This window comes from Ensifer sp. YR511 (genome assembly GCF_900103045.1).
Taxonomy (GTDB): Bacteria; Pseudomonadota; Alphaproteobacteria; order Rhizobiales; family Rhizobiaceae; genus Ensifer; species Ensifer adhaerens.
The window spans coordinates 23059-45284 of the sequence record NZ_FNGR01000045.1 but is presented as its reverse complement, the minus strand read 5'-3'; the positions used below and the strand labels follow the sequence as shown (position 1 = coordinate 45284).

21 protein-coding genes and 3 pseudogenes are annotated in these 22226 nt (G+C 56.7%); 13 read left to right on the top strand and 11 right to left on the bottom strand.

Features of this window, described 5'->3' with window-relative positions; all coding sequences use genetic code 11:
- Nucleotides 1–305: 305 nt before the first annotated feature.
- Nucleotides 306–580 (top strand): annotated as a pseudogene (locus BLU15_RS35530) (YecA family protein); the annotation flags it as partial.
- Here the strand turns inward: BLU15_RS35530 and BLU15_RS41065 are convergent.
- A complete protein-coding gene (locus tag BLU15_RS41065) occupies nt 466–858 on the bottom strand; it encodes a nitrilase-related carbon-nitrogen hydrolase (protein ID WP_176960461.1) in 393 nt (130 codons plus the stop codon). The pseudogene BLU15_RS35530 and the gene BLU15_RS41065 sit on opposite strands and share 115 nt — an antisense overlap.
- A gap of 488 nt (nt 859–1346) precedes the next feature.
- Between BLU15_RS41065 and BLU15_RS35520 the strand changes: the two genes are divergently transcribed.
- Together BLU15_RS35520 and BLU15_RS35515 are read left to right on the top strand one after the other, a co-directional pair.
- Complete coding sequence (locus BLU15_RS35520) at nt 1347–1895, top strand: glyoxalase superfamily protein (RefSeq protein WP_090301888.1); 549 nt, start codon at nt 1347–1349, stop codon at nt 1893–1895.
- 435 nt (nt 1896–2330) lie between these two features.
- Entirely contained in the window at nt 2331–2915 is a 585-nt protein-coding gene (locus tag BLU15_RS35515) for a histidine phosphatase family protein (protein WP_090301886.1), read from the top strand.
- Nucleotides 2916–3030: 115 nt separating this feature from the next.
- On the opposite strand, the gene BLU15_RS35510 is transcribed toward BLU15_RS35515, so the two are convergent.
- The 3 genes from BLU15_RS35510 to BLU15_RS35500 all read right to left on the bottom strand — a co-directional run bounded on the left by BLU15_RS35510 (nt 3031) and on the right by BLU15_RS35500 (nt 6483).
- Complete coding sequence (locus tag BLU15_RS35510; RefSeq protein WP_090301884.1) at nt 3031–3906, bottom strand: hypothetical protein; 876 nt, start codon at nt 3904–3906, stop codon at nt 3031–3033.
- Nucleotides 3907–4018: 112 nt separating this feature from the next.
- A complete protein-coding gene (locus tag BLU15_RS35505; RefSeq protein WP_090301882.1) occupies nt 4019–5683 on the bottom strand; it encodes a hypothetical protein in 1665 nt (554 codons plus the stop codon).
- The gene (locus BLU15_RS35500; RefSeq protein ID WP_176960460.1) at nt 5680–6483 is read right to left on the bottom strand and encodes a UPF0489 family protein; all 804 of its coding nucleotides are present in this window, start codon (nt 6481–6483) and stop codon (nt 5680–5682) included. Before BLU15_RS35500 ends, BLU15_RS35505 begins: the two co-directional genes overlap by 4 nt.
- Here BLU15_RS35500 and BLU15_RS35495 point away from each other — a divergent pair.
- Together BLU15_RS35495 and BLU15_RS35490 are read left to right on the top strand one after the other, a co-directional pair.
- Entirely contained in the window at nt 6478–7698 is a 1221-nt protein-coding gene (locus BLU15_RS35495) for an AlbA family DNA-binding domain-containing protein (protein WP_176960459.1), read from the top strand. The genes BLU15_RS35500 and BLU15_RS35495 overlap by 6 nt on opposite strands.
- A 179-nt stretch (nt 7699–7877) precedes the next feature.
- Nucleotides 7878–8651: a hypothetical protein gene (locus BLU15_RS35490; RefSeq protein WP_090301878.1), complete on the top strand. Its 774-nt coding sequence runs from the start codon at nt 7878–7880 to the stop codon at nt 8649–8651.
- A gap of 129 nt (nt 8652–8780) precedes the next feature.
- Here BLU15_RS35490 and BLU15_RS35485 read toward each other — a convergent pair whose 3' ends face one another.
- The 3 genes from BLU15_RS35485 to BLU15_RS35475 are packed head-to-tail and all read right to left on the bottom strand — an operon-like array spanning nt 8781 to nt 10640.
- Nucleotides 8781–9581, bottom strand: coding sequence for a TIGR02391 family protein (locus tag BLU15_RS35485; RefSeq protein WP_244546922.1), 801 nt, complete (start codon nt 9579–9581; stop codon nt 8781–8783).
- Nucleotides 9578–10171, bottom strand: coding sequence for a mobile mystery protein B (locus BLU15_RS35480; protein WP_090301874.1), 594 nt, complete (start codon nt 10169–10171; stop codon nt 9578–9580). Before BLU15_RS35480 ends, BLU15_RS35485 begins: the two co-directional genes overlap by 4 nt.
- Nucleotides 10172–10175: 4 nt before the next feature.
- Nucleotides 10176–10640, bottom strand: coding sequence for a mobile mystery protein A (locus tag BLU15_RS35475; protein ID WP_090301872.1), 465 nt, complete (start codon nt 10638–10640; stop codon nt 10176–10178).
- A gap of 335 nt (nt 10641–10975) precedes the next feature.
- On the opposite strand from BLU15_RS35475, the pseudogene BLU15_RS35470 reads away from it, so the two are divergent.
- A pseudogene (locus BLU15_RS35470) lies at nt 10976–11164 on the top strand (YecA family protein); the annotation flags it as partial.
- Between the two features lie 208 nt (nt 11165–11372).
- On the opposite strand, the gene BLU15_RS35465 reads toward BLU15_RS35470, so the two are convergent.
- The gene (locus BLU15_RS35465; protein ID WP_371590374.1) at nt 11373–12443 is read right to left on the bottom strand and encodes a LacI family transcriptional regulator; all 1071 of its coding nucleotides are present in this window, start codon (nt 12441–12443) and stop codon (nt 11373–11375) included.
- 590 nt (nt 12444–13033) lie between these two features.
- Here BLU15_RS35465 and BLU15_RS35460 point away from each other — a divergent pair.
- The 3 genes from BLU15_RS35460 (at nt 13034) to BLU15_RS41060 (ending at nt 15836) form a co-directional block, all read left to right on the top strand.
- The gene (locus BLU15_RS35460) at nt 13034–13480 is read left to right on the top strand and encodes a hypothetical protein (protein WP_090301868.1); all 447 of its coding nucleotides are present in this window, start codon (nt 13034–13036) and stop codon (nt 13478–13480) included.
- The gene (locus BLU15_RS35455; protein WP_090301867.1) at nt 13477–15390 is read left to right on the top strand and encodes an ATP-binding protein; all 1914 of its coding nucleotides are present in this window, start codon (nt 13477–13479) and stop codon (nt 15388–15390) included. Before BLU15_RS35460 ends, BLU15_RS35455 begins: the two co-directional genes overlap by 4 nt.
- 290 nt (nt 15391–15680) lie before the next feature.
- Nucleotides 15681–15836, top strand: a complete 156-nt coding sequence (locus BLU15_RS41060) for a transposase (protein ID WP_090301864.1) — start codon at nt 15681–15683, stop codon at nt 15834–15836.
- A 112-nt stretch (nt 15837–15948) separates the two neighbouring features.
- Here BLU15_RS41060 and BLU15_RS35445 read toward each other — a convergent pair.
- Nucleotides 15949–16138, bottom strand: a pseudogene (locus BLU15_RS35445) (transposase); the annotation flags it as partial.
- A 53-nt stretch (nt 16139–16191) separates the two neighbouring features.
- Nucleotides 16192–16917: a response regulator gene (locus BLU15_RS35440; RefSeq protein ID WP_090301862.1), complete on the bottom strand. Its 726-nt coding sequence runs from the start codon at nt 16915–16917 to the stop codon at nt 16192–16194.
- Nucleotides 16918–17388: 471 nt separating this feature from the next.
- Here BLU15_RS35440 and repA point away from each other — a divergent pair, with 471 nt between their 5' ends.
- From repA to BLU15_RS35420, 4 genes are all read left to right on the top strand, one after another.
- Nucleotides 17389–18678, top strand: coding sequence for a plasmid partitioning protein RepA (repA, locus tag BLU15_RS35435; RefSeq protein ID WP_090301892.1), 1290 nt, complete (start codon nt 17389–17391; stop codon nt 18676–18678).
- Entirely contained in the window at nt 18678–18863 is a 186-nt protein-coding gene (locus BLU15_RS35430) for a hypothetical protein (protein ID WP_090301861.1), read from the top strand. Before repA ends, BLU15_RS35430 begins: the two co-directional genes overlap by 1 nt.
- A 146-nt stretch (nt 18864–19009) precedes the next feature.
- Nucleotides 19010–20329 carry a plasmid replication protein RepC gene (gene repC / locus BLU15_RS35425; protein ID WP_090301859.1) on the top strand — a complete coding sequence of 440 codons (1320 nt, stop codon included), beginning with the start codon at nt 19010–19012 and terminating at the stop codon, nt 20327–20329.
- A 534-nt stretch (nt 20330–20863) separates the two neighbouring features.
- Nucleotides 20864–21391, top strand: coding sequence for a hypothetical protein (locus BLU15_RS35420; RefSeq protein WP_143034329.1), 528 nt, complete (start codon nt 20864–20866; stop codon nt 21389–21391).
- A 302-nt stretch (nt 21392–21693) separates the two neighbouring features.
- Here BLU15_RS35420 and BLU15_RS35415 read toward each other — a convergent pair whose 3' ends face one another.
- Entirely contained in the window at nt 21694–22182 is a 489-nt protein-coding gene (locus tag BLU15_RS35415; RefSeq protein ID WP_090301855.1) for an autotransporter domain-containing protein, read from the bottom strand.
- Nucleotides 22183–22226: the final 44 nt, after the last annotated feature.

Sequence of the window (22226 nt, the reverse complement as noted above, 5' to 3'; positions counted from 1 at the left end):
CTTGCGCGCCCGGAGGCGTCCACACATGTCCTCAAGCCTGTGCTTGAGCCTTTCTGCTTATGCCGACTGTCCGGTCGAATTGGGGGGCAGTTCAGGTCGACACTTTCTCACGCTACGTGCCAGCGCTTGATCCGCGTCGCAGTTATCGCGGTGAAGACGTGGTGCAAACGCCGGAACGGGTGTGCCGCCAGGTTGGCTAACCGAAGACGGTCCGTGTTGATCAGGGTTCGGAATTTGTGTCCCGCGATCTGACGAGAAAGAATTCGTTGCTCGCCGGCGGTGCGAGCAGCGGAGAGACTTTCGCTGTGCTCGCATCGCTCGTCAACACACAAGGGACGACGGGACGGCCGAAGCTCGATGACGCGGCGTTCGCAGCGTTCATCAGGGCACGTCGTCCAGTGTCGCCGATCTGGTCGATGAGCGGCCTCCGGCTCTCGTCATCGGCCCGAGGTTTATCGATCCACTTCAGTGGATTCCGGAACTGACTGGCCCGGAGGCCCTGAACCTGCCAATGGAAACAGCCGAGCATCGGGCCGTGCAGACCATCGTTGCGGAATACAACGGGATATCGGCGAGCCTCCACCGTAAGGCCTCGATTGCTGCGCCCAGCGCAGACCATTGGAAACCATTCCAGTCAGGCCATGATGCTGGGCCGTAGCCGGAAAGGGCGCATTCCGGGAAGTGCGCGACGTCAGCACCCGCCATTGCCGCATGTGGTATCAGTTCTAGGATGTGTTGCAGATTACGACGGATGTCGTACTCTACCGGGATTTGGCAAGTGGCCACCTTGAGGCGGGAGGGAGCCTTCGTTGCCGATGGTGGTGCATCCCAAGTGTAGTCGCCATCCCACTTTGCCATCCCCATCTCCCTCGAATCGGATCACATGGCCATCTTAGTCTGGGAGCAGGCATTGTGGGATAAGCGGTACGGCCTGCTTTCGAAGGTTCGAACCAACGGCAGACCGCGTCCCTCATCAAAGACCGCGTTGCCTCGCATTACCAAGGGTATGGTTGGGCCGGCTCTTCGCACACGACCAGATGACAATCATTGTCTCAAGTCAGCACCTTTTGGCTAACGGGAGCCCAAACATATTTGGAACCACCATTAAGAGAACACCTTGCCTGCAGGCGCTGCCGGCGATAGGAGGGCGGTCTCTATGTGCGCGCGGCCACAACTTGACAGACGCAATTCGTTTCGGCAGTGTCGCCACAAGGTTGATGCTACCGGCCGCTCACCTGCAGAATGCGATGGTGAAAGCATCCGATTGACGATCAATCCTCCTGCGATGGTCGGTCCGTAAGTAACGTGAGCACTGGCCTGCTGGACTGACCAATCACAGGACAACAATGAACACTTACCGAGACGCCAAACGCATGGCGAAGGTTCTCGAGGCATGTTTGGCTGCCCGCAATGTTGAAATCTCTCATGGTGAGAGTCTTGACATCATCGCCAGGCAATTCGGGGTGGACAATTGGAATACCTTGTCGGCCCGGCTCAAGCGAGAAAGAGCCACCGAGGAGCGCCGCATTCAAGCCCTCCAGTCCTGGCACTTCATCGGCGAACACCCAACCGAATTTGACCACGGTGCGGATGAGAACGCCTTCAGTTCTGGACGGCGGGCCGCACTCATCCACTTTGAGTATTTGCCCCATAGCCGCTACCGGGACACAAAGCGGGTATTCGGCTGCCTCCTGCAACAAGTATCACCGGTTCCTTACCGCGGCCAGCGTATAGAAATCGTGGTTGAGCTAGCGAGCAAGCGCGTAACTCACGGAGCAACGGTGTGGGCGCGCGTCGACAAATCACCGGGCATATCCTTGCCTTTGACAACCTCAAACATTGCCCAAACGGCGGATGGCTTTATGGCGACAATGGTTGGACAAAGCGCAGGATAGTCATGGACGTTCCGATGCAAGGCACGACCCTTGATTTCGGCTTCTTTCTAAAGGGTGGCGGAACGGTCTGGCGGCGGACTTCTCAATCAACGTCGTGGATAAAACCAGCCCGATCACGGGCAAACCCTACGAAAACAGCACACCCTCTCCAGAGCAATGGATCGTACCCGACAATCTCGACTTTTCGAAAGTCGTCGAGCGGGTCGTGTGACCGGCTCCAGGCTCGCCGAACCCAATCGCGGCCTTGAGAAATTCTCAAGGCCGCTTGCGCCGCGGGGCCCGCCGTCACGCGCTAGTACCAGCAGGGTTCCTGAACCGCAGACAAAATCGGCTGGCCTGGCAGCGATCTTGGAAACCAAAGTGCACCAGCTATTGCCACCAACTGACGGTCACCTTAGCAAGTCGCTGTAAGCAGGCGAACGTGTAGAGGCTTGGATGTTGTATGTGGTGAGGCATGGGCAGACTGAATTCAACGCCGCTGGACGCTGGCAAGGCCAATGCGACTCTCCGCTCACGGATATCGGTCGGGCGCAGGCTTCTCAAGTCGCGGGTATTCTCCATAGGCAGGGCGTAAACGAGAGTGCCGGGATTGTTTCAAGTCCTTTAGGACGAGCGACCCAGACTGCCCAAGTTATCGCTGAGAATTTGGGGCTCGTCCATCCTGTGATACTCGATGATCGACTTAAAGAAGTCGGTATGGGCTCATGGGATGGGCTGACCAATGCAGAGATCGAGGCCAAGTGGCCAAACGCCCGAGACGGGCTGGGGAGCAATGAATGGTTTTTTCATTCTTCCGACGGGGAGAGTTATGACGAGATGCTGGCCCGTGTGCGGGAAGCTTTGGGTGAATTGATACTCGACCTTACCGTTCCGAAGATCGTCGTATGCCATGGCGTAACCAGCCGTCTACTCCGGGGCCTTCATTGCGGCCTCGGTAAACGTGAAATGCTAGACTTGGAAGTTCCTCAAACCGCCGCGTTCCGCTTGTCGCCGGCCGGTTCAATTGAGCGGCTAAGCTAAGACGTAGACGTCACGCGACGTATTCTGCGCGGCTATCGCGTTGATGATGACAGAAGCCCTTGGGCACGTAGCCCGAGATCGTGCGTCTTAAGGCATGACGATGTTTGAGATGGGCTTAACTACGTGGCACGCCGCGATGATCTTTGGGCAATTCATGTTCTAAGTTCAAACTCGCTCGGCGTTGTTCAATCTGGTTGCGGCGTGATTGGTCGCCGGCGCGGCTCTCGTGGATCGCATCAAAGGCGGTCCGAATAGCCAGTGACACATTAACACGCAGAAGCCCTAGCGCATTGCGCCGAGCCTTCAACCAGGCATCCTCAAGCTCTTTGGCGGCTGTTTTCTTTTCCGGATCATCCATCATGCTAGAAAGATCCACCAGGTCTGAGAAATGGCGCAGGCTTGCTTCCCGTCCTCGTTCCCAACCGACGATCTCATATTCGACGTCGGGTTCGTTGCCATCGGTGATGCCCCAAGGCTGTACACGCCCGAGATTCGGGATGCGCCCGAAGTAGACGATGCGGGTGAACACATACCTGCGGTCTGCGATCTCCAGGATCATGTCGCCATTCAGCCTCGTGTCGGGAAGATAAACGTCCGAGTAAAGGCGGAGGGTGCGATGCAGCCAGAAATCATCGTCCGCCCAGTTGCCCTCGGCAGCATCCGCCGTCCACGGGAACTTGGGGTGCAGATCATTGTAGTCCTTGTCGAGAAACATATCGAGACGAGAGGGGAGTCGCCCTCGCGCGGAGGTGAAATCATCGAGAATGACGTGAGACAAGCGCGCTGCGGTGAACAATTCGGCGCCCGCCCGGATCAAGGCGCCAGTCAGCGCCATTTCGCCGATGCCGAACTGGTCCCAGTATCGCGTGCTGTGCTTACCGGACTGATCACGATCCGTCGGCGGAGCAAGCCCGTGTTCGATCAGCACATTGAAATTGCGCAGCGATATGCCTGCGGCCAGCGCAAGCTCGGAGGACGTGAACAGGTTCATGGGTGCGTCTTTGCGGGGTCTAGCCATGTTCATTAGATAACATCCACAAAACGGAAGTTCAAGCTGATACATCCGCTTTGTGGATGTATTTCCCATCTCAACAGCATAAGCCTCATCGTCGGGCGCGATATTCCGGAAAGGCAGCCTCGAGTGCATCTGTATAGTCGTTGACCGAGTGACGCAGGACATGATCTGCCATGGCGACGAAGGTCTTGAGCCGTTCGCCATATCGCCCCGTCAGGTGGCGATTGCCTCCTGAGATAATAGCGCGGATCAGCTTTGCGCGCATTTGCCCTTCCAGGCCTTCTTTCGAAAGAGAAGCAATGTCCGACAAAACGCAGTCATGGAGATACCCCGCAAAGGTGTCGCCAATCCTGTTGGAAAGCGCAACGGTCGCCATGGCCGTACCAAGAGCTATGGCAGCATCCATCGGGATAACGCCTGACGCAAATTCGCCGGCGTCGGAGATCGCGGCGTGCGGCGACGATTTATCGAGGTGCCGGATATTTTTTACCCAGTCGCCGAGGACGGCGAAGATTTCGTACATGAGGCGCGCATTGCGAGTGGGAAATTCGGTGATCGTGTCGATGGTTTCGCTGGACGTATCGTAGATCTCGTCGAGCTCCTTGAGGATGAGCGGCAGATAAAACAGCCACATGTGATAGGGCACACCCTGTCGCATTGCCTCATTCACCATGATGTCGAAGTACCTGATGCCGACAAAGGTGGGGTCTCGCCACCGCTCGTCGTCGAAATTATCCGGAAGGTCGTTGAGGTCGGCAGCGTAGCCGGTCTTCGCCCCGCCACGGATCATGTTAATGATCGCGTCGCCGACAGGTTTCCAGGCTCCGAGCTGATGAGCGACCTCGGCATCCCCGAACAGATGCCGCAATAGGACATTCTCTTCCGGAATAGCATAGCCGCCTTTTTCCGCGAGATTCTGGTTATGTTCGATCTCCTGATAGAGCCTGCTGCCACCGTCAGCGATCAAATCCCGCAGGACCTTGTCGGAGAAATCGAAACGAAGTTGCAGCTTGATCGCCATGAGGTCAGGCAAGGCGTCCGGCCGCAGCGTCACGAGGAACTTCCGGAACTCCTCAGAACGCAAAAGAACACGGGCGACGTTCTCGGCGGTGACCTGAGCTTTATGGCCACTCGGGATAAGGTGCCTTAAAAAGCGAATTTGATGCCGGAAGGCCTCGTACATCCGTTTCCTGTAGCCAGGAGTTGGCAGCTCATCCTCATCCGCGTCCTCCTCAATTGGAACGAACGATCGGACTTTCTGGCGGCGAAACCAGTCTGTATCGGCTACCCAGTCATAAAGCCTCTGCCGCCGAAGACGCCGTTCGGCCACAGCTTCGATCAGGTCGAGATGGGAGCGAAGGAAATCCAGAAGCTCCGCGAAGCGATGCTCATAGAGCAAGGTCTGCACGATTTTGCCGATGGTGGTCAGCGACCGCGGCCCGGGTTTCAGGAGGAAGTTCAGGCCGCCTGCCGCGATCATCCAGACGAACACGACAAGAAAAGCGGCCTGCGGCGGCGTGAAACTGCCGTCATTCGGAAAAACCAGCCAGCGGCAGGCCTCGGCGTTTGGCAGTTGGCACGGTTGCCCCAGAAGCGAAAAGAACTCGAAATAAAGAACAAGCAACACCGCCAGAAGCGCCAAGGGGATTTGAACCGCAAGGTGCAATTGCGCGCGCAGTCGCGTGACCGGCGACACGATGGCGTAGAACGCGATGAAGAGTGCGAGAAAACTCAAGAAACCGTCGAGGGTCACCGAATGTCTCCCATAGCGCCCGGATGACGGCTAAACCTGCCCCCCAGGAAGTCATCGTGATCGAAGTCGACATAGTCCTGAAATACAGAGACGAGGACATCGGCCTCAACCGGCGTGTACCCTGGCGACTGGCAAAGAATCACGTAGTCGAATGGCTCTGTCGCCTGATAACGCTCGACCGAAACCTTCTCGAACGGGATCTCTGGTTCCAATACGTGCCGTAGGGTGCGCAGTTCCTCCTTCGAGCTCGCCTCGTCGAGACGGGGGACGTATCGCAACTCCATCGCGCGGCAGCCCGTGTCGAAATCCCGGAAAAGGAAAGGCATCAGGTCATCACCACCTTGAGCATGATGCACATAGGTCAATGATCTGAGCCAGCGGCATGCCAGTGCATAGGACAGGTAGTTGCTCGGCGCGAGGCGCTGCATTCCTTCGCGTGGGATCGCTCCAACGCGCTGTTTTGGGGGCAAGCCAAGAAGCCTCCCACCGATGTCCTTCCACGACGCATCGCCAAAACCAGTTCCCAGATCGGAATGGGCATCGATGTGGGTGAGTGTGAGCGGTCTGGCGCCGTTTCCAGACAGCGCTTCCAGGATGGGGACGGCTTCGTCATGATGGATGATAAACCGACCTTTCGGCCGCGGCCCCATTGGTCCGCGCTTCAGCACGCACTGGTCTTCAAGAAAACCCCGAAGCTTGGCCTCGTTCCAGGGACGCATCGTCGACGCTGCCCGGGGCCGCCGGTCGATCGAGCAAATCTGATCGAGGAATATGTCGAGGTCGATATCGGCGAGGTGCAACTTCTGCTTCCGGACGTCTTTGATCTCAAAATACTGTTGCTTAAGGGTGCTCTTCTCAAGCGCGCGTTGATCTCGAGCCGGCAGAATGAAATGTTACCAACAGAATTTGTCGGCAAATATTGCGAGGCCTTCAGAATGAGCGAACGAGCGGCTCCTCCGACCATCGATAGCATCACCTCCGGCCTCGTGACTGAGGGTCAGCACTACGAGTTCAAGGCTCGTCTTAATCTCGAAGAGCAACGGGGAAAGTCGAACTTCATCGATGATATCGTGGCTTTCCTAAATTCCGGCCCTGGTTATCTGGTCGTTGGCGTATACGAAAAGAAGGGCGCCTTCGAACGGTTCGATCCTCTGGATGGCGATCGCGACGCCTTGCAGCGCCGCATCACCTCGATCATCCAGGACAACATCGAACCCAAGCCGTTGGGTGTGCGTCTCGAGTTCCTCGATCTCGACTCGTCAGGGTTCGTCCTGTGCCTCGAACTTCCTGACCATCGGCTCCGGCCCTATCAGAACAAGATCACGGGTGGTTTCTATCTGCGCACTGGCGCGCAGAACACCCCGATCCCCCGCGACCAGCTCCACGCTCTTTTCACGCCGATAGAGAAGCTGGAGGCCGATACGGCAAAGCTGATGGAGCGTGAAAACACGGCCATCGAGACGCGCGACATCATGCAAAAGAACGGCGCTACGCTGCATATCGCCATCGTGCCGCAAGAACATTACGAACGGGAGCGCGCTCCCTTCGATCCCGGACGAGGCGTTCTGAAAAGGATGCGCTACTATCACGCCGAAGATGGTGGCATTTACAAGGGATGCGAAGACGGTGTCGAGGTCCTGGAAAAGACTTTTCAGGAAGGCCGCTCGATCTCACGCTTTTTCATCGGAGATGACTGGCTCACGCATTCGTACGTTTCCCATCCGTTCGCTGTCCGCAAGGGCGAAGGCCGCCTGACGCTCCATGAGTTTCGCCCCGCCTTTGCCCGATACATGGGCGATATCCAGCGTGTGTTCGACGACGCCGGCATACGCGGACCGTTTGGGGTCCTGTTCGCAGTGAAAAACCTGCAACGCAACCCGGACCTTAAATGGGCCTTTCCCAACGCCAGCGCTGCGAGTATCGGCAGGCCGATCCGCGTCGCGCGCGTGGATGACCCGGTGCTTCTCGATCGCTTCTATGAAAAAGTGAGTAGCGTAACGGTGTACGGTCGATAACCGTCGGTAGGTGTAGGCATTGACAAATCACCGCCGTCTCGCGATGCTTTTGAACGGACCGTAGCTCCCAACCTGTCGCCAAGTTAAAAGCTACCCTCTGCCTCGACTTTGCAAGCCGAACCCTGTCCATCGGCTGCTGATTAAATGGCGTCCGGCTGCCGAAGCGATGAGGTTTCGCCATGCATTTGCTCGTCCATCAAACCAATCTGCCATCCATCAAAGAAAGCCTGAGAAAGGCCCATCCTGGCACAAAGCCAACGCACCGCACCGAGGCGGCCGCGAAGGGCTGGGGGTTCTTCACCTATGCCAGTTTCCTGGACTCACTGAACACGAACGATCTGCCCGTGAGCGTTGACGATGCGCTCTATTGCTCCAGTCTAGGCGTTCCCCCGACCGTGAACAGTGGCAAGCACGAGCGGGCTCTTTCGCGCGCTGTCGCTCGAGCCATGCTGCGCAACGTGCTTGACCAGCATCCGGACCTGACGCTTCGGGGTTTCGATTCCATCTGGCAGGGCAATAACAATGAGGTGCGCAAGTCGACGACAGAACGGGAAGCTCTTTTTGCGGAAAGGCGGCGCGAGGCCTATGACGGCGACTGGGCCGCAGACCAGTTCGAGTTGGCGCTGATTTTCCTCGCACGGCAGGACAGGATCAAGTCGCTCAACCGCCAAGCGCGGAGCTATGGTCTGAAGCATCGCGCTGAAAACCTCTCCCGAGCATTCGGCCTGTTCACCCATCTGGGCGATTACGTCGCCAACGGCATGCTTATCGCCGCGGCTCTCGCAACGGGCTTCACGGTGAAGCGTGCCGCGTTTGATTCATACGACGCCTATCTCAACATCTCCATGCAGACGGTGAACGCGTCTCGAGGCTGGAGCAAGAACTCGCGGGAAGAGGATCGTGCAATCGTCCTTGCGATGTACGGGCCGCGGGTACTGGCTCACGCCGCATGAACGGACAAGGGCGGGACCCCGTTTCCCGCCCACCTTCATCAAGACGCGATGTGGCAGCAACAACCTCGTCCGATCGTGTTGCTGGCTTTTCGACAATCATTTGCTTTGCATTTCAGAGGGTTCGACGTCTCACGCTCGGGGTAGCATGACCGCAGCATCGATGCGGCGCTGCATCAGCGAAACCATTGAGAAAAGATCTTCTGCATCGACTTTCGACATCTGCCAATGGACCCTTGGGGCATGCGCGGTGGTGTTGCGAAACATGCTGAAGGTGCCTTTGACCAAGTTGCAAAATCCCCGCTGCTCGCCCTTTTCGCTGTCGCTTGCCAGGGTGTTTATCGCGAGCATCGGCTGGTCACCGCCAAAGGCTCGATCGACGAGCACTGCCCCATCATCCGCCAGGCCGGTACGTTGCCGGATTTTTTCGGCAACGCTTTTCACGGCCTCGAGCACGGCATGAAAATAGTTATCTGAGAGCAATTCCTCCCGGCAAAAGCGCAGAACGTCCGGGTGAACGCCCCGGCTGGTCAGATCCGACCTCAATTCACGCGCGCGCCGTGTCGCTTGTGAAAGGGTCTCGGCCGCCTCGACGGACCCCAGAGCGCCGGAGGCTTCAACAGCCAGGCCGGCGAACGCCAAGGCCCGGTTGAGATTGAGCCGCATCGGTTCGAAGCGCTCAGGCTCACGAGCGAAACGCTCAGGCTTCATGGCCTTTCGGATGAAAGCCATGATGTGGGTGCGCATCTGGCGATTGTTCTGCTCATTGGCAAACGCATTATAAAGCCTGTGGCGCTTGGTCATCTGGGGCGTCGTATCAATGATTTTCACCGTCGCCGTCAGGCCGTGTTCCGTATCCCCCAGCGCATCCGCAATGGCCTGCAACTGCGACTGCGTGAATGTCTTCAATGTCAGTCCTTTCTTGCTTCTCATGATCGGGCGAACTCCAGCAAGGGTCCTATATCGTGATCATCGGCTGCTCGAAGCGCCGCAACATAACGGGCGCGGGTCTCGTCCGCATCCACCAGGTTTGCTCGGCCCCAGCTAAACGGCGGTCGCCCAAGCTGGCGCCCGAGCAGATCGCCGGCGAGGCGAGAAAATCGGCCGTTTCCGTTCGGAAAGGGATGGATGGCCACGAGCCTGTGGCTGAACCGGACAGCGATCTCGTCGGGCCGATACGTCTGGTGTTCGACCCAGTAGCACACATCGTCAACCACCTGCCTCACATCCATTGCAATTCGATAGGCATCGACGCCGATGTTGCGGTGGGTTGTCCGATACTGGCCAGCCCAATGCCAAACGTCCCCAAACATGCGGCGGTGCAACTCGCTGAGGAATTCCTGGTCGAGCACGTTCCTTTTTCGCGACGTCGCCCATCGCAAGCCTTCGCCGATGTTGACTTGCTCGGCCTCGTTCAATTCGTGCCGCAAGGTGATGTAGGAGGGAATAAGCTGCTCCCGCTCCTCAGCGGTTAGCGGCGTATTTGCTTCATCGTCGTCCTGAAAAAGAGCGTCCTCCTCCATGGATTCAATCCTCTTCCCACAGGCGTCGTCCGGAGTCTGCAAGCAAAGCGTCAATAAGCCGGCGACGTTCGTCCTCCAGGTCTGACCTGATCAACGCCTGGTTTTCCAGACGCATCGTGTGATCGAGTCGCGTCATCTCCTCATCGACCTTTTCGGCCGCGCGCTCGCGAAGGATGTCGTCAAGCGGCTTGATCGGCACGAAAGCGTAGACGAAGGTGCAATTCATTGCCGCGGCCGCCTCCCGTAACGTCCTGATCGTTGTCGCTCCCGAAACTTCAGCCTTCTCGATCGCCGGTATGCGGGATGGAGCGGCACCCATGCGCATGGCGAGCTGACGCGTTGTCATGCCGAGGGCCTCGCGGATAGCCTTCATCCAACCTCGAGGCGGTGCGATGAGCTTCATCTCCCGCACAGGCGCGAGACGTCTTTCCAACTGTTTACGAGCGAGGGCAGCTTGCTTTTTGTTCATCTATTTATGTCCATTTGTTGGAACAAATAGCATGTAAAAATGAGCAATGATATCTTTTTTGCGCACATGAAAGTATGCATTGTTATTTTGATCGATCACAAATATTTGCGCAACCGTTCAGAAGCTCGGTCTTGATAGCCGCGAGTTTCTCGCGATGGGCAATGGGCCGAGCTGTCGTTGGAGAAGGTTCGCAGCACCGCCGCCAGAGAGGCGATCAATGAGGCCCTTGCGGCGAGCCGCTGACAACCGGAAAATGACAGACCCATCCGCGCCCGCGCCGTGCACCTTCCTCATGGAGGCTTCCTCATTTGTAAGGGTTCCAACCCTCCACCGGCCCCAAGTTCAATAGGATCGATGATCTAACCTTCCATGCCATGGACTGGGACGTCTGCTTCCTGATAGGAAATGGGTTCGCCCCAAGCTGTGGCGGCCCCGCCATCCCCGAGGATGCTGCTGCCATCGCCGAAGCGCTCGTCAATACCCGAAGCTACTTCATGCCAAAGCGCGCAAAACAGAAGTTCTGAAACAACGGGCGGCTCCTCGCCCGTCAACAGACTAAACCGTGGGTTGCTCGTCGCCGCTCACCAACGAAACTCTCTGTTTGAATGTATTCAGTTCAGCGCGGAAAGAGATTCAGTGTCCAATCAGTTATCGTCGCTGACAGCAGGACGTATGATCGCGATCAGTTGCATGGCGAGCACCAATATCGACATCGCCAATCTTAATTGTGCATCAACCCCTAAATGGGTCCGGAACCTGCCATATCACGTTCGTTGGTACTGCAAGGTTTTGAAGTTGATCGACAGGCTTTCCGTTAATTGCTCCGATAAGTGCCTTCGTCAGTTCGCGCCCAGCATCTCGTACGTCTTCGTGAATTGCATGATATTGTTCTCGGAGTATCGGCAATTTCAAGAACAATTGTTTGGTGACAATATCGACCTCTCGTCCAGGAGTTACTCTAGCGTCCGCGAGGCCCGCAATAATCGCCAATAACGCACCGCCGGTTCCGCTAACACCGCCAGAACTATTAATAATGCCATCCGGACAATTTGGTTGATTAAAAAGGTCTCTGACAGCATATCTAATCTGCTCGATCGAATTGTCATTTGTAACGGCGGTGAACCGTATCTCCTCTAGTTCACGCTCTTTCAGTTCTTGTCGGAATCCTTGACGCATATGGTCATGAAAGCTCAAGTCGGAAGGTGGCGCAAATAAGGCTATCCGCCGTCTCCCTAAATTAGCGAGACGGCGCACTGCAATTCTGGCGAAAGCTTCGTTGTCAAAATCATAGAACGGATGCTGCAGGCCCATGAGTGTTCTTCCATGTGCCGCAAACGGCATATTGTGCTCGACCATGTAGCGTACACGTTCGTCGTTCGGCTCCATACGCGAGATAATTATACCGTCTACTGATTCTGTCTCGACGAGATATCGGATAGGTTCCATCGGGTCTTTGAGCCTTGAATAAGGCGTGACAACTAGATGATACGATGTATCAGCCAAGATCTCCGTTATACCGAAGATCATCTCTGACACAAAGCTGCCGACTTGCTCTTGTGTATCAAGCACAAGACTGATGACGTTAGTTTTTCCCGTGCGCAAGCGCAGGCCTGCTCGATTGGGACGATAGCCAAGCCTTCGGGCCGTTTCCTGCACTGACTGGCGAGTTTTAAGGCCGATTTTCGAATCGTTTTTTAATGCACGGGCGACAGTGGTAACGCCGAGACCGAGCAGCGAGGCTATGGTCTTCAACGTGGGATGACTACCGTTGCTAGCCAACCGGGCACCTCTTTTCTTCCTCACCATCGCCTCCCTAAAACCACCGAGGATTCGGGAGAGACAGTTTATTCTAAGGCGGAGCTACCTTTTGGCAAGTATTAAGCGCCGTTCGCCTCGGCGCCTCGGCTCGCTAATCCTTAAAAGGTCATAGACGCTGCTGCCTACGTCTGGCGCGTCACTGTTGCGAGCCCGCGACGAATTGGATTGCCGTCAGTCAAAAGTCTGGTGGACAATTTCGATGTGTATCGATACAACTAACGAGAATTCTCACAGAAGTGCTGATTTGAAGTTTTTATTCGCCACGGTTTGGTATCCGAGGAGTGGATGATTGTGTCGGGAGATATTGTCTCCCCCTAGCAAATATTCATGCGCGGTTTCGGCACGGAATCGCGTGTTAAGTCCCAGGTTGAGTAGCGAAGATTAGTCAAAAATAGGAGCATGTCATGAAGTGTGTTCTCATTTTGGATGGCGAAGCGTCGATGAAGCAAAGGACGGCGCATGACTACTCCCAGCATCAAGTCATTGCGGGTCGTAATGATGCTGGGGCCGTACGGCTTCTAGCCACCAGTATGCCTGATCTTCTACTCTTGATTTGCCTGTAGGAATGAGGCGGCATGGAGATCGTTAGCGATTTCGCCGACCGGGCCGATGCTTCTAACGTGATCGTGAACGGCGACCGTTTCGGGGCGGTTGGCAAGGCTGCCGCGTTTGAATTGAACGCCGGGGGCTATATCGTGGCGCCACTTAATCTACCGGAGACCCCGGCGTTTGCCAGGATCACGCGGGAAGTCAGGCCGCGTCGCAAACAGCGGCGGACGCAAACCCGTACGTTCGATGGAGAGCGTTTGAGCGGGCAGCATTGGCGCCAGTGCAGCTTGGCGGACAATGCAGTCTCACCAGCTAGAGATGAATTAAACCTGCTGACGACTTCCCCTAATTTGAGTCAAGAACTTGTACAAAACGACGATGAAGGCAGGCGTTATATCAACAAACGTTGGGCCCCCGTTTTTGTCTTCGATTGCGTGGTCCGCGCCGAAACACTCGAGGGGCATTCGCCATGAGAATAGCGATCGCTTCATCGGGTGTTGTCGTTTTGGGCCTGGCGATAGCCAACTCAGCAGCGGCTAGGCAACCGGCTGTGCGATCCGATATGCTGGTCGCTCCCAGCGCGGTTGTAGAATGGATCAGTGCGGTGACATCGCGCGAAATCGAGCAGCACAGACGTCACCTGAACTTAAATATGCTCGTGCCGCAAATCCCGATTGAACAGCAAGCCAAATCACAAATACGCCTCGCCTCCGCATCCCAGGAATGGACGTCCCTTTTTAGTAAGACTGGCATAAATCAGCTGCCGCGTTTGATAAAGCGCTCTTTGGAGAACTTCGCTACTTCAAGCACCGAACGGTCATCCGCAGGCAGAAGGCGCAAGTCCACCCCTGGTACGAAGAGCTTTTCAGAACCGGCCATCGCGACTGCCGCGTGGCAGGCCACACAGATGGGAGTGGAGCGAATCGCCATCCCACAGCCACGCCCTTCGCGCGCTTCAACCAGTGCGCACGCGCAGGCAATTCCTACCGTATCGGTTTCCGGGCAATCTGACCGCCTTTTGTTTGCCGGCCACGCCATGCTTGGCATGATGATGGTGTGCTTTGCGTTGGCCGTCGGCGTTGTTCTAGCGCGGTATCGGATTAATACGCGCTTAGTGAGAGAGCGCGCCGAGAAGGCGATCTATGATGCGATCGCCGGACTGCCGTTAAAGGGAAGCGACTTTCGGAATGACGTCAGTACGATCTTGAAAGAGGTCGAGAGAGTTTACGGCTTTTTTGAGTTGTCGCTCATCTCGCTTCAGCCCATGACGTTGGAAGCGCAAAGCGTCTATTGTTCCAACCAGCAACCACATTTGCAGAAAGAACTTATTGAGGATGCGGTTTCCGAGATCCGCAGCCGTGGCACGCAGCTGTCGGACATTACCCTCTGGCGATACCCAAACCTGGCACCCGGTCCCTCGGAAACGGGGCGAGGAATGAACAGCAAGATATTCCCAGAAGCTGTTGCATCGGTGGTCTGGTTGGGCAATCACTCGGGCGCGATGCTGGTCGCACAATGCCGGCCCGGGCGGCGTGCGCGGCTAACCGATGACCGAAAGCTGCAGCTCGTTACGCATTTGTTGGGGATCGTTGTTGAGGGGCAGTACCGGCCGCGTGCTATGACCACCCAGACAATCGGAGGTGCCGCCGAGGAGCTCGCCGGCAGTATAGCGCACGAGTTCAATAACCTTCTCATGTCCATGATGGGATATGCAGAAATGGCTGCGGACGCCCTCAACCCCGGTTCTTCACCCCGCGCCTATGTTGAGCGCATCCAAAGTGCTGGCGAGCGGGCAAAGTGCATGATTGATCAGACGTTGACTTTCAGCAAGCGACAACGGAGTCCGGTCAGTTCACTGGACGTCGTGGCTGCGACCGCCGAAATATTGCCGGATCTGAAGATGTGCATTCCATCCTCGGCAGATTTTCGGGCGAGCCTTCCGAATAAAACGGCACATATCCATGGTAGCCCCACCGCATTGCAACAGGCTATAATTAACCTGTGCAAGAATGCTGGCGAGGCCACTATGGGTGGGGGGACAATCACGTTAAGTGTAACGGTGATCGACCAGAGTTATCCTCGCGCCATGACGCATGGCCAGATAGCTTCCGGCCGCTATGTTCGCGTCAGCGTGGCTGATACAGGATCCGGAATTCCTACGTCCGACTTGCGACAGATATTTGATCCCTTCTTCACAACCAGATCCGGCGAGGGGGGGACGGGCCTAGGGCTCGCGACGGTTCTACGAATAGTCAAGCACTTGAACGGGGGCCTGAATGTGCGCAGTGCGCCAGGTTTAGGAACCCGGTTTGATCTGTTTTTCCCCTGTCTCAGTGAGGTGAGCACTCGCCTACAAAATTGGGCCACAGGAGCGGCGGAATAGTGCTGATATGGGTTCCACATTCCATGCTGAAGCACGGTCTTTGAGCTCGGCAGTTCTTGTCTACGGTCTCGCCTGTCTATGCCGAGTGAAATCTCCCCAAGAGCTGGAGCGCGTCTCGAACGGTGCACAAATAGGTTGCTGAATTTATTCGCCCGCTCGGGGCGCCGCTCACGTACGCGCAATAGCATTCTCGGTCTGGATGGTCTCCCCAAGGTCAAGGCCCTCTCGCGAGCTGGCGGGGAACATCGCAGATCCTGCGAGTTTCTTATGACGAAGCGTCAGGTTGAGGCATCACGATCGGCGATCGACGTCGCCGCTGGTCTGGGGAGGAGAGGGAGCGGTTGGCCGCGGCGACCTTTGAGCCGGGATCCAGCGTTTCGAAGATCGCGCGATCGGCCGGTATTCATGTGAGCCAGCTTTTCCACTGGCGCAAAGGGCCCTGGTAGTTTTCCGGCCGGTCTGTTCCGCAATTCATTCCCGTCGAGGTAGCAGCGGCGTTGCCAGCGCCTGATCCGGTGGAGACGAGATCGCAACCTCGACCGCGCATACATCGCGTAAACGTCTCGCATGGACCCAGCAGGCTGCGTCCGTTATCGGACCTGGCCGTCGATCCGGATGATAGAGTTTGGCGCAGCCGATATAAGCATCCGCCAGCAGAATACCGCTATAGTCGGCGAATTGTGCCTGCGGGGTGCGCGATCATGGGAATAGTAGAACATCGCCGACGGGCGACTGTGCCGCCGAACGGCTCGGAGGAGGCGAGAGCGTGTGGTCCGTGCAATGAGAGACGAGTTTTTTGTTTCAGTACCGTTCCACAGGAAGCGTGAAAGCATAGCCAAGGCCCCGCTCTGTTACGATCATGCTTGGCACACTCAAATCGGCCTCAAGCTTTCGACGCAGCCTTAGGATCTGAACGTCGATGCTTCGGTCGAAGATGTCTTCGTGAACGCGTGTCGCCTGTAACAAGTGCTCGCGTGCAAGCGTACGCTGCGGCGCGTCCAAAAATGCGATAAGCAAGGCATGTTCACCCTTTGTAAGGGGGACTGCTTCGCCACTTGGGTCGAATAGTTCGCGCGTCCGGGAGCGGAGTTTCCAGCCCCCGAACTGGTAAGTGATACCGCTATTTTTTCGACGAGAGTAGTCGCTCGCATGCCGCCGCAGCACCGCTTTAATGCGTGCGAGAAGCTCGCGAAGGCTGAATGGCTTTGTGACATAGTCGTCGGCTCCAAGTTCGAGTCCGACGATGCGGTCGACTTCGTCCTTGCGGTGGCCGGTGGCGATGATGACCGGTACGTCTGATCTCTGGCGCAACTCGCGCAGTACATCGAGCCCGTCTTCATTCTTCAATCGGAGATCAAGCAGGACCAGGTCGAGCGTGTGTGTTTCCATCGCCCTCAGCATTTCGCGACCGCTTGCCACCGACAGGGCCTTCATACCTTGCCCCTCGAGATATTCCGAAATCATTACTCCCAGGGTAGGGTCATCGTCCACGATCATAACTGTCGCGGCAGCCTGCACTGTAGACATCGTGGCCGTCCTAAGTTGTAGCCGCGTCGCATCCTTAGATGAAACCAAGCCTGCAAAGCGAATTCGTCTGTAACAACTTGAACATTGTTGTTGAGCGTTTTGCAACCACCGGCCCAGGAGCTGCAGGCCCACTGCGAGTGCGCGGGTCTCGTTCCATCCTTGGCGGCGCGTGACCCTGGCATCGTGACATATTACAACCGTAACTCACGCGACTTTTGCTGAAGCGAGCGTGTAGTCTGCAACCTGCACATGTCTTCTGCGAGAATAAAATCAGGAGATTGCCAGCCACAGGACCTCATCGCCATTTGCGGCCGGGTGAACGGGCGGAAGTTGGCAAAAAAAATCGCCAGAGAACTCCTGTGTGGCATACGGCCGGTGGAGGGCGGCGAGCCAAAGATCTTCGGATTAAAGTCCATTTTTCATAACTGGTTGGATTGGATCTGGCCCCTGACTGTCGATGTGGAGGTAGCAATGGCAACGCCAAATGCAGTTGATGTGTTTTCGCAGGCAAATGAACTCTTGAAGCGCCCGGTCGGCCCGTGGCTCGATGAGCCGGCTCCGGTTCACGTCCAGACAGCCGCGGACGCGGCTCTTCTGTCCAGTCATCTTTCGGGGATCCGCCAGCGGCTGTTGTCTCCCACCAGCAAAAAAAGGCTTCGGACATTCTCTTCAGGCGAAGCTGCACGGCTCATCGGCGTGTCTGATGGTTACCTGCGTCAGTTGTCCCTGTCTGGCGACGGCCCTCAACCTTCCAGCATTAGTCTGACCCGGCGGCGGTCTTACACGCTGGAGGACGTGAATGCCTTGCGGGCGCATTTAGCGGCGCATGGTAGCGCCAAGGCGAAGTACTATCTGCCGCACCGCAATCCGAAAGCCGGTGAGCAGTTGCAAATTCTCGCAGTGGCTAATTGCAGGGCCGCCTCTGGCAAAACCACGACCGCAACGTACCTAGCCCAGTATATGGCTTTGCAGGGCTACCGGGTATTGGCAATCGATCTCGATGCACAAGCGTCGATGTCCACGCTCCTCGGCTACCAGCCTGAGCTTGATCTAAACCCCAACGCATCGATCTATGGTGCCATTCGCTGCGACGTTGACCACGTTCCGCTCGCCTCAGTTATACTCAAAACCTATTTCCCTGGTCTCGATCTGTGCCCTGGTCACCTGGAGCTGCAGGAATTCGAACACGCGACGCCGCGCAATCTGGCGCCGCGCAAGGCGGGGGAGACAAATAGCGCCGAAGCGCAGATCATTTTGCGACTGCGGTCGGCGATTGCAACGGTTGCCGACAACTACGACGTTGTAATTCTGGATTGCCCGCCACAGCTTGGTTATCTCACGCTAGCCGGCCTATGCGCGGCCACTGGGGTGATTGTCACTGTGAATCCGCAAATGTTGCAGATCGCCTCTATGAGCCAATTCCTCTCCATGATCTCAGATCTGTTGTCGGTGGTGCTTGAGGCTGTTGGCGAGCCGAACTCTACGGTCCTGCGTTATTTGATCACCCAACACGAACCAAACGACGGGTTGCAAACTCAAATAGTCGCGTTTCTGCGCGCACAATTCGGCGAACGCGTCCTGACGGCGCCGATGATCAAATCTCCCGCGATTTCTGAGGCAAGCTTGATCAAGCAGACACTATACGAGACCGGGCGCGACAACTCTGCCCGCGTCACATTTGACCGCGCCATGGAGTCGCTAACCGCAGTCAATTCACAGATCGAAAACCTCATCAAAGCTGCGTGGGGGCGGGCAAATTGATGAACCAGCGGAAGCCGTATCGGAGAATCATCCAGCACATTGTTGACGCGCTTATGCCGGGACGGGATGAGCGCGCAAAACAAGAGATTATCCGCAGCGCCTACCGTCGTTTGAGTGAAGACATTTGGCAAGCACAGCAAGATACGCTCCAGCCCAAAGAGGAACGGGAACCTCAGGCACAATAAAAAGCCTTCAGGCGAATTTCTGGAGGCTTCTCTTGAGATGTGGCAATTGAAAGAGAACCAATCTCCTCCTCAGATTTGGCAAGCGGCCAGGTCGCCTGGTCGATGGTTTTTTGTGCCTTCGTTAGACAACGGAGGATGGGAAGCTCATGAAACAGTCCGGTTGGCGCAAGCCTACGCCGGGGCTCTGCAAAGCGAATTTGTTTGCAGAATACGGCGAACGGCTATCTATTTCCAAACAACAGGCGATGCTTGCAATCCGGCGTGTCGCCCCGATCATCGGTCTGAAACCCGGCGAGCTGATACTGCTTGACACGCTGGTTGCATTCACGAAGCCATGCGACTGGGAACTGGGAGCGCGGCCTATCGTCTGGCCATCGAATGAGTATCTCATCGAAAGCACAGGCTACTCTCAATCTGCGGTCAAGCGGCACCTGCGCAGGCTCGCCGAGGCGGGATTGATCGCCTATAAGGACAGTTCTAATGGCAAACGCTGGGGCCGCCGGGATGATGATGGGCGGATCGTTGAGGCGTATGGGTTCGATTTGTCGCCACTCGCCGCTAGAGCAGGGGAGTTCGAAGTGCTCTACGCGTCCATCCGAGCCGAACGAAGCCTGATCAAGAACCTGAAGCGCAAGATTACAATTCTCAGACGTGTCGTCTGGGCCATGCTGGAAAGCGAGTATGCACGTCTGGCAAGCAATTTGTGGGGCTCAATCAGGCAGCGTTACGATGCGCTTTTAGAGGCTCTGCGTTGTGGCAAGGGGAGCCCTGCAGCTCTCTCGGGCGTTTGCGAAGCCTTCGGGGACCTCAAGAACGAGGCTGAGGACGCACTCCGGAACGCAGAGACGGAGAAGCATGCCGAAATTACCGCAAGCAACTGGCAGACAAGAGAGAATTCTCAAGATATGGACCCCACGGGTGCCGATTGTAGGCCTCACATACCAACTACAAACGACCTGCAAATTGTAAAATGTAGCAGCATTGAAAATGCTCCAGTCGAGGGGCCGGGCGATGAGCGGAATAGGAAAAATTCGGATGATCGCAGTGGAATGCCTGGTCACACGTGCGAGATGGAACGAGATCCAGCTCTCATTAGGCGGGCGGATCCCGTAAGCGCGGTTACCCTCCAGTCCATCCTGAATGTTTGCCCGGCCTTCGCGGACATGGCCAATGGCATCGGCCATGTCCGCAACTGGCGCGACTTTGTCGCCGTCGCGGACAAAATTCGGCCCATAATCGGAATTTCCGCCGATGCGTGGTCCGCGGCGCAGCGTGCCATGGGGCCCGAGGGGGCCGCGATGGCGGTTGCCCTGATCACAGATAAGTTTTCTGAGGGTGATGTGACATCGCCGGGAGGCTATTTACGCGGGCTGACCTTAAAGGCGCAAAAAGGCGATTTGCATTTGGGCCGCACCGTTTTTGGTCGCATGAAGGCACGCAAAGCAACATTTAAAGCCATCGGATAGGTAAAGCATCGATCACAATTCGCCGGCATCCTCAATTGATTCATTCGCAGTCGCTGGCTCATAACCGAAGGTTTTTTTGGCTTCTAACCTTTGTTGAAAAATGACGCCGTGGCTTAGAGCTCCGAAAAAAATGAGCCTTTTGATTTGCGAGATGTCGTGGAATTAATCGATGCTACCAGCCGGACCACGTCGTCCCAAGTCGCACGCCCTTGAACACAGAACGGCAGTACACAATGTCCTCATCAGGAAGTCATGACGGATAAGGATCATGGAGAAAACGATGCGGCGCGGCCTCAGCATGAACAGCGTCAAGCTTACTTAAAGGAACTATATCGGACAGACTTTCTAGGACAATCATCCCAGTTTTGGAGGCGGTTGCCCTGGAGACAACCCCAGGGGAAAGTGCTACCAGTTTACACTCTTTAGGGGTAGCAAAAAGGGCAAGTCAAACCGATGACGTCATTCTCTCTGACATGCATGAACAACTCTCAGCTTTCCGGCAGTTTCGCCGTTTTCCAGAGGCCGCCGGCAACAATGACTCAGGGCGACATACTTTCGCTCGCCTGGTTGGCCCGTCCGACCGCCCCAGGGAGCCGCGTAACCTTCACGTGGAGCCTCGACTATTGCTTCACTTGGTCGGAGACCGGCGTGCTTCAGCCGGGCCTCGCTTTTTCGGCGTCGCAGGTAAGGCCGGCAAATCCCGACGGTGAGAACATGATCCAGCTCACCGAGGACGAGTACGGCGCGACGATGTTCGCCAATCCGAGCACCAACGGTGCGCCTGGCTCGCTCACGATCGAGCAACTCTCGAACGTCGTGCCCAATCGCACCGCCGTCGGCATCGGCATGTCCGGCGCCGGCACGTTTGCGATCCAGGCAGCCCCGAACATGACGGCCGTCTTCACGCCCCACCCCAACTACTGGGTCGTCTTCGGCAACTACGAGATGGGAGACGTCATCGACGTTGAGGATATTACAGGCGCGGTCGAGGTCATCTATGGCGGGAGCCTGACGTCAAGGGCCGCGACCCTCGGTCTCGACAACCTCATCACGATATCATAACCGCGATCGGCGGCGGTTGACGCCGCCTTTTTCGACGGTGAGTGGGGGCTGCGTCGCCGCATCAAGCGACTTTGGCGTCGATGCGGGAGAAGACCTGCCGCTGCGAGCACGAACTGGCTCTTTAAAAAACGCCTGTGCGCTTTCCGAGCTTGCGGCGGCCCTGCGGCTGGTTCCAACTTGCGCAGAAAGTCCCAACCAGATGTTGAACGAGGCCGCGCGAACCCTGTCAGGCCCGGACGCCGTTGCTTCCTTCTTTGCCACCCGCAAGAGCGGAAGCCTGGGGGGCAGATTGAACGACAGCGTCAAAACTGCCGGCTGGCCCTGGCGCGACCAACTACCGATTTCTCTCCATCGCCTTCGATGTTGAAGAGCAGGCCGAGGTCGAGCAGCCACAGGTCGGCAGTTGCCAGGGACACTCCCGCCGTCAGATTGATGGTGATCTTGTCTCCGGCGCCGTTGCGCACCGTGTATTCGTCCACCGTTTCGGAGAAGTAGACTGCGCGAAGCTTCGGTGTCAGCACGGTCGCCTGGTCGAGGTTCCACTGGCCGTTGATCGCCGTGTCCACCATCCATCGCGTCGTGTCGATATCGTTGGCCGAGCCGCCATAGAGCAGGCTCGTATCCCAGAATACGCCCTTGCCGATCTCCAGCGACGCATTGGGGCCGGCGAGCCAGCCTTTGCCGGTCAATTCGGCATCCTCGTCGGTCGGATCGGTCATCCGGTCGGAATGGAAGGAAAGTCCGACCAGGGCCTTGTCCCACAACAGATAGTCGGCACCGAGATTGAGCATCGCAAAACTCCCCACTTGCCGTCGTTCTCATCGCTGTTGTGCGC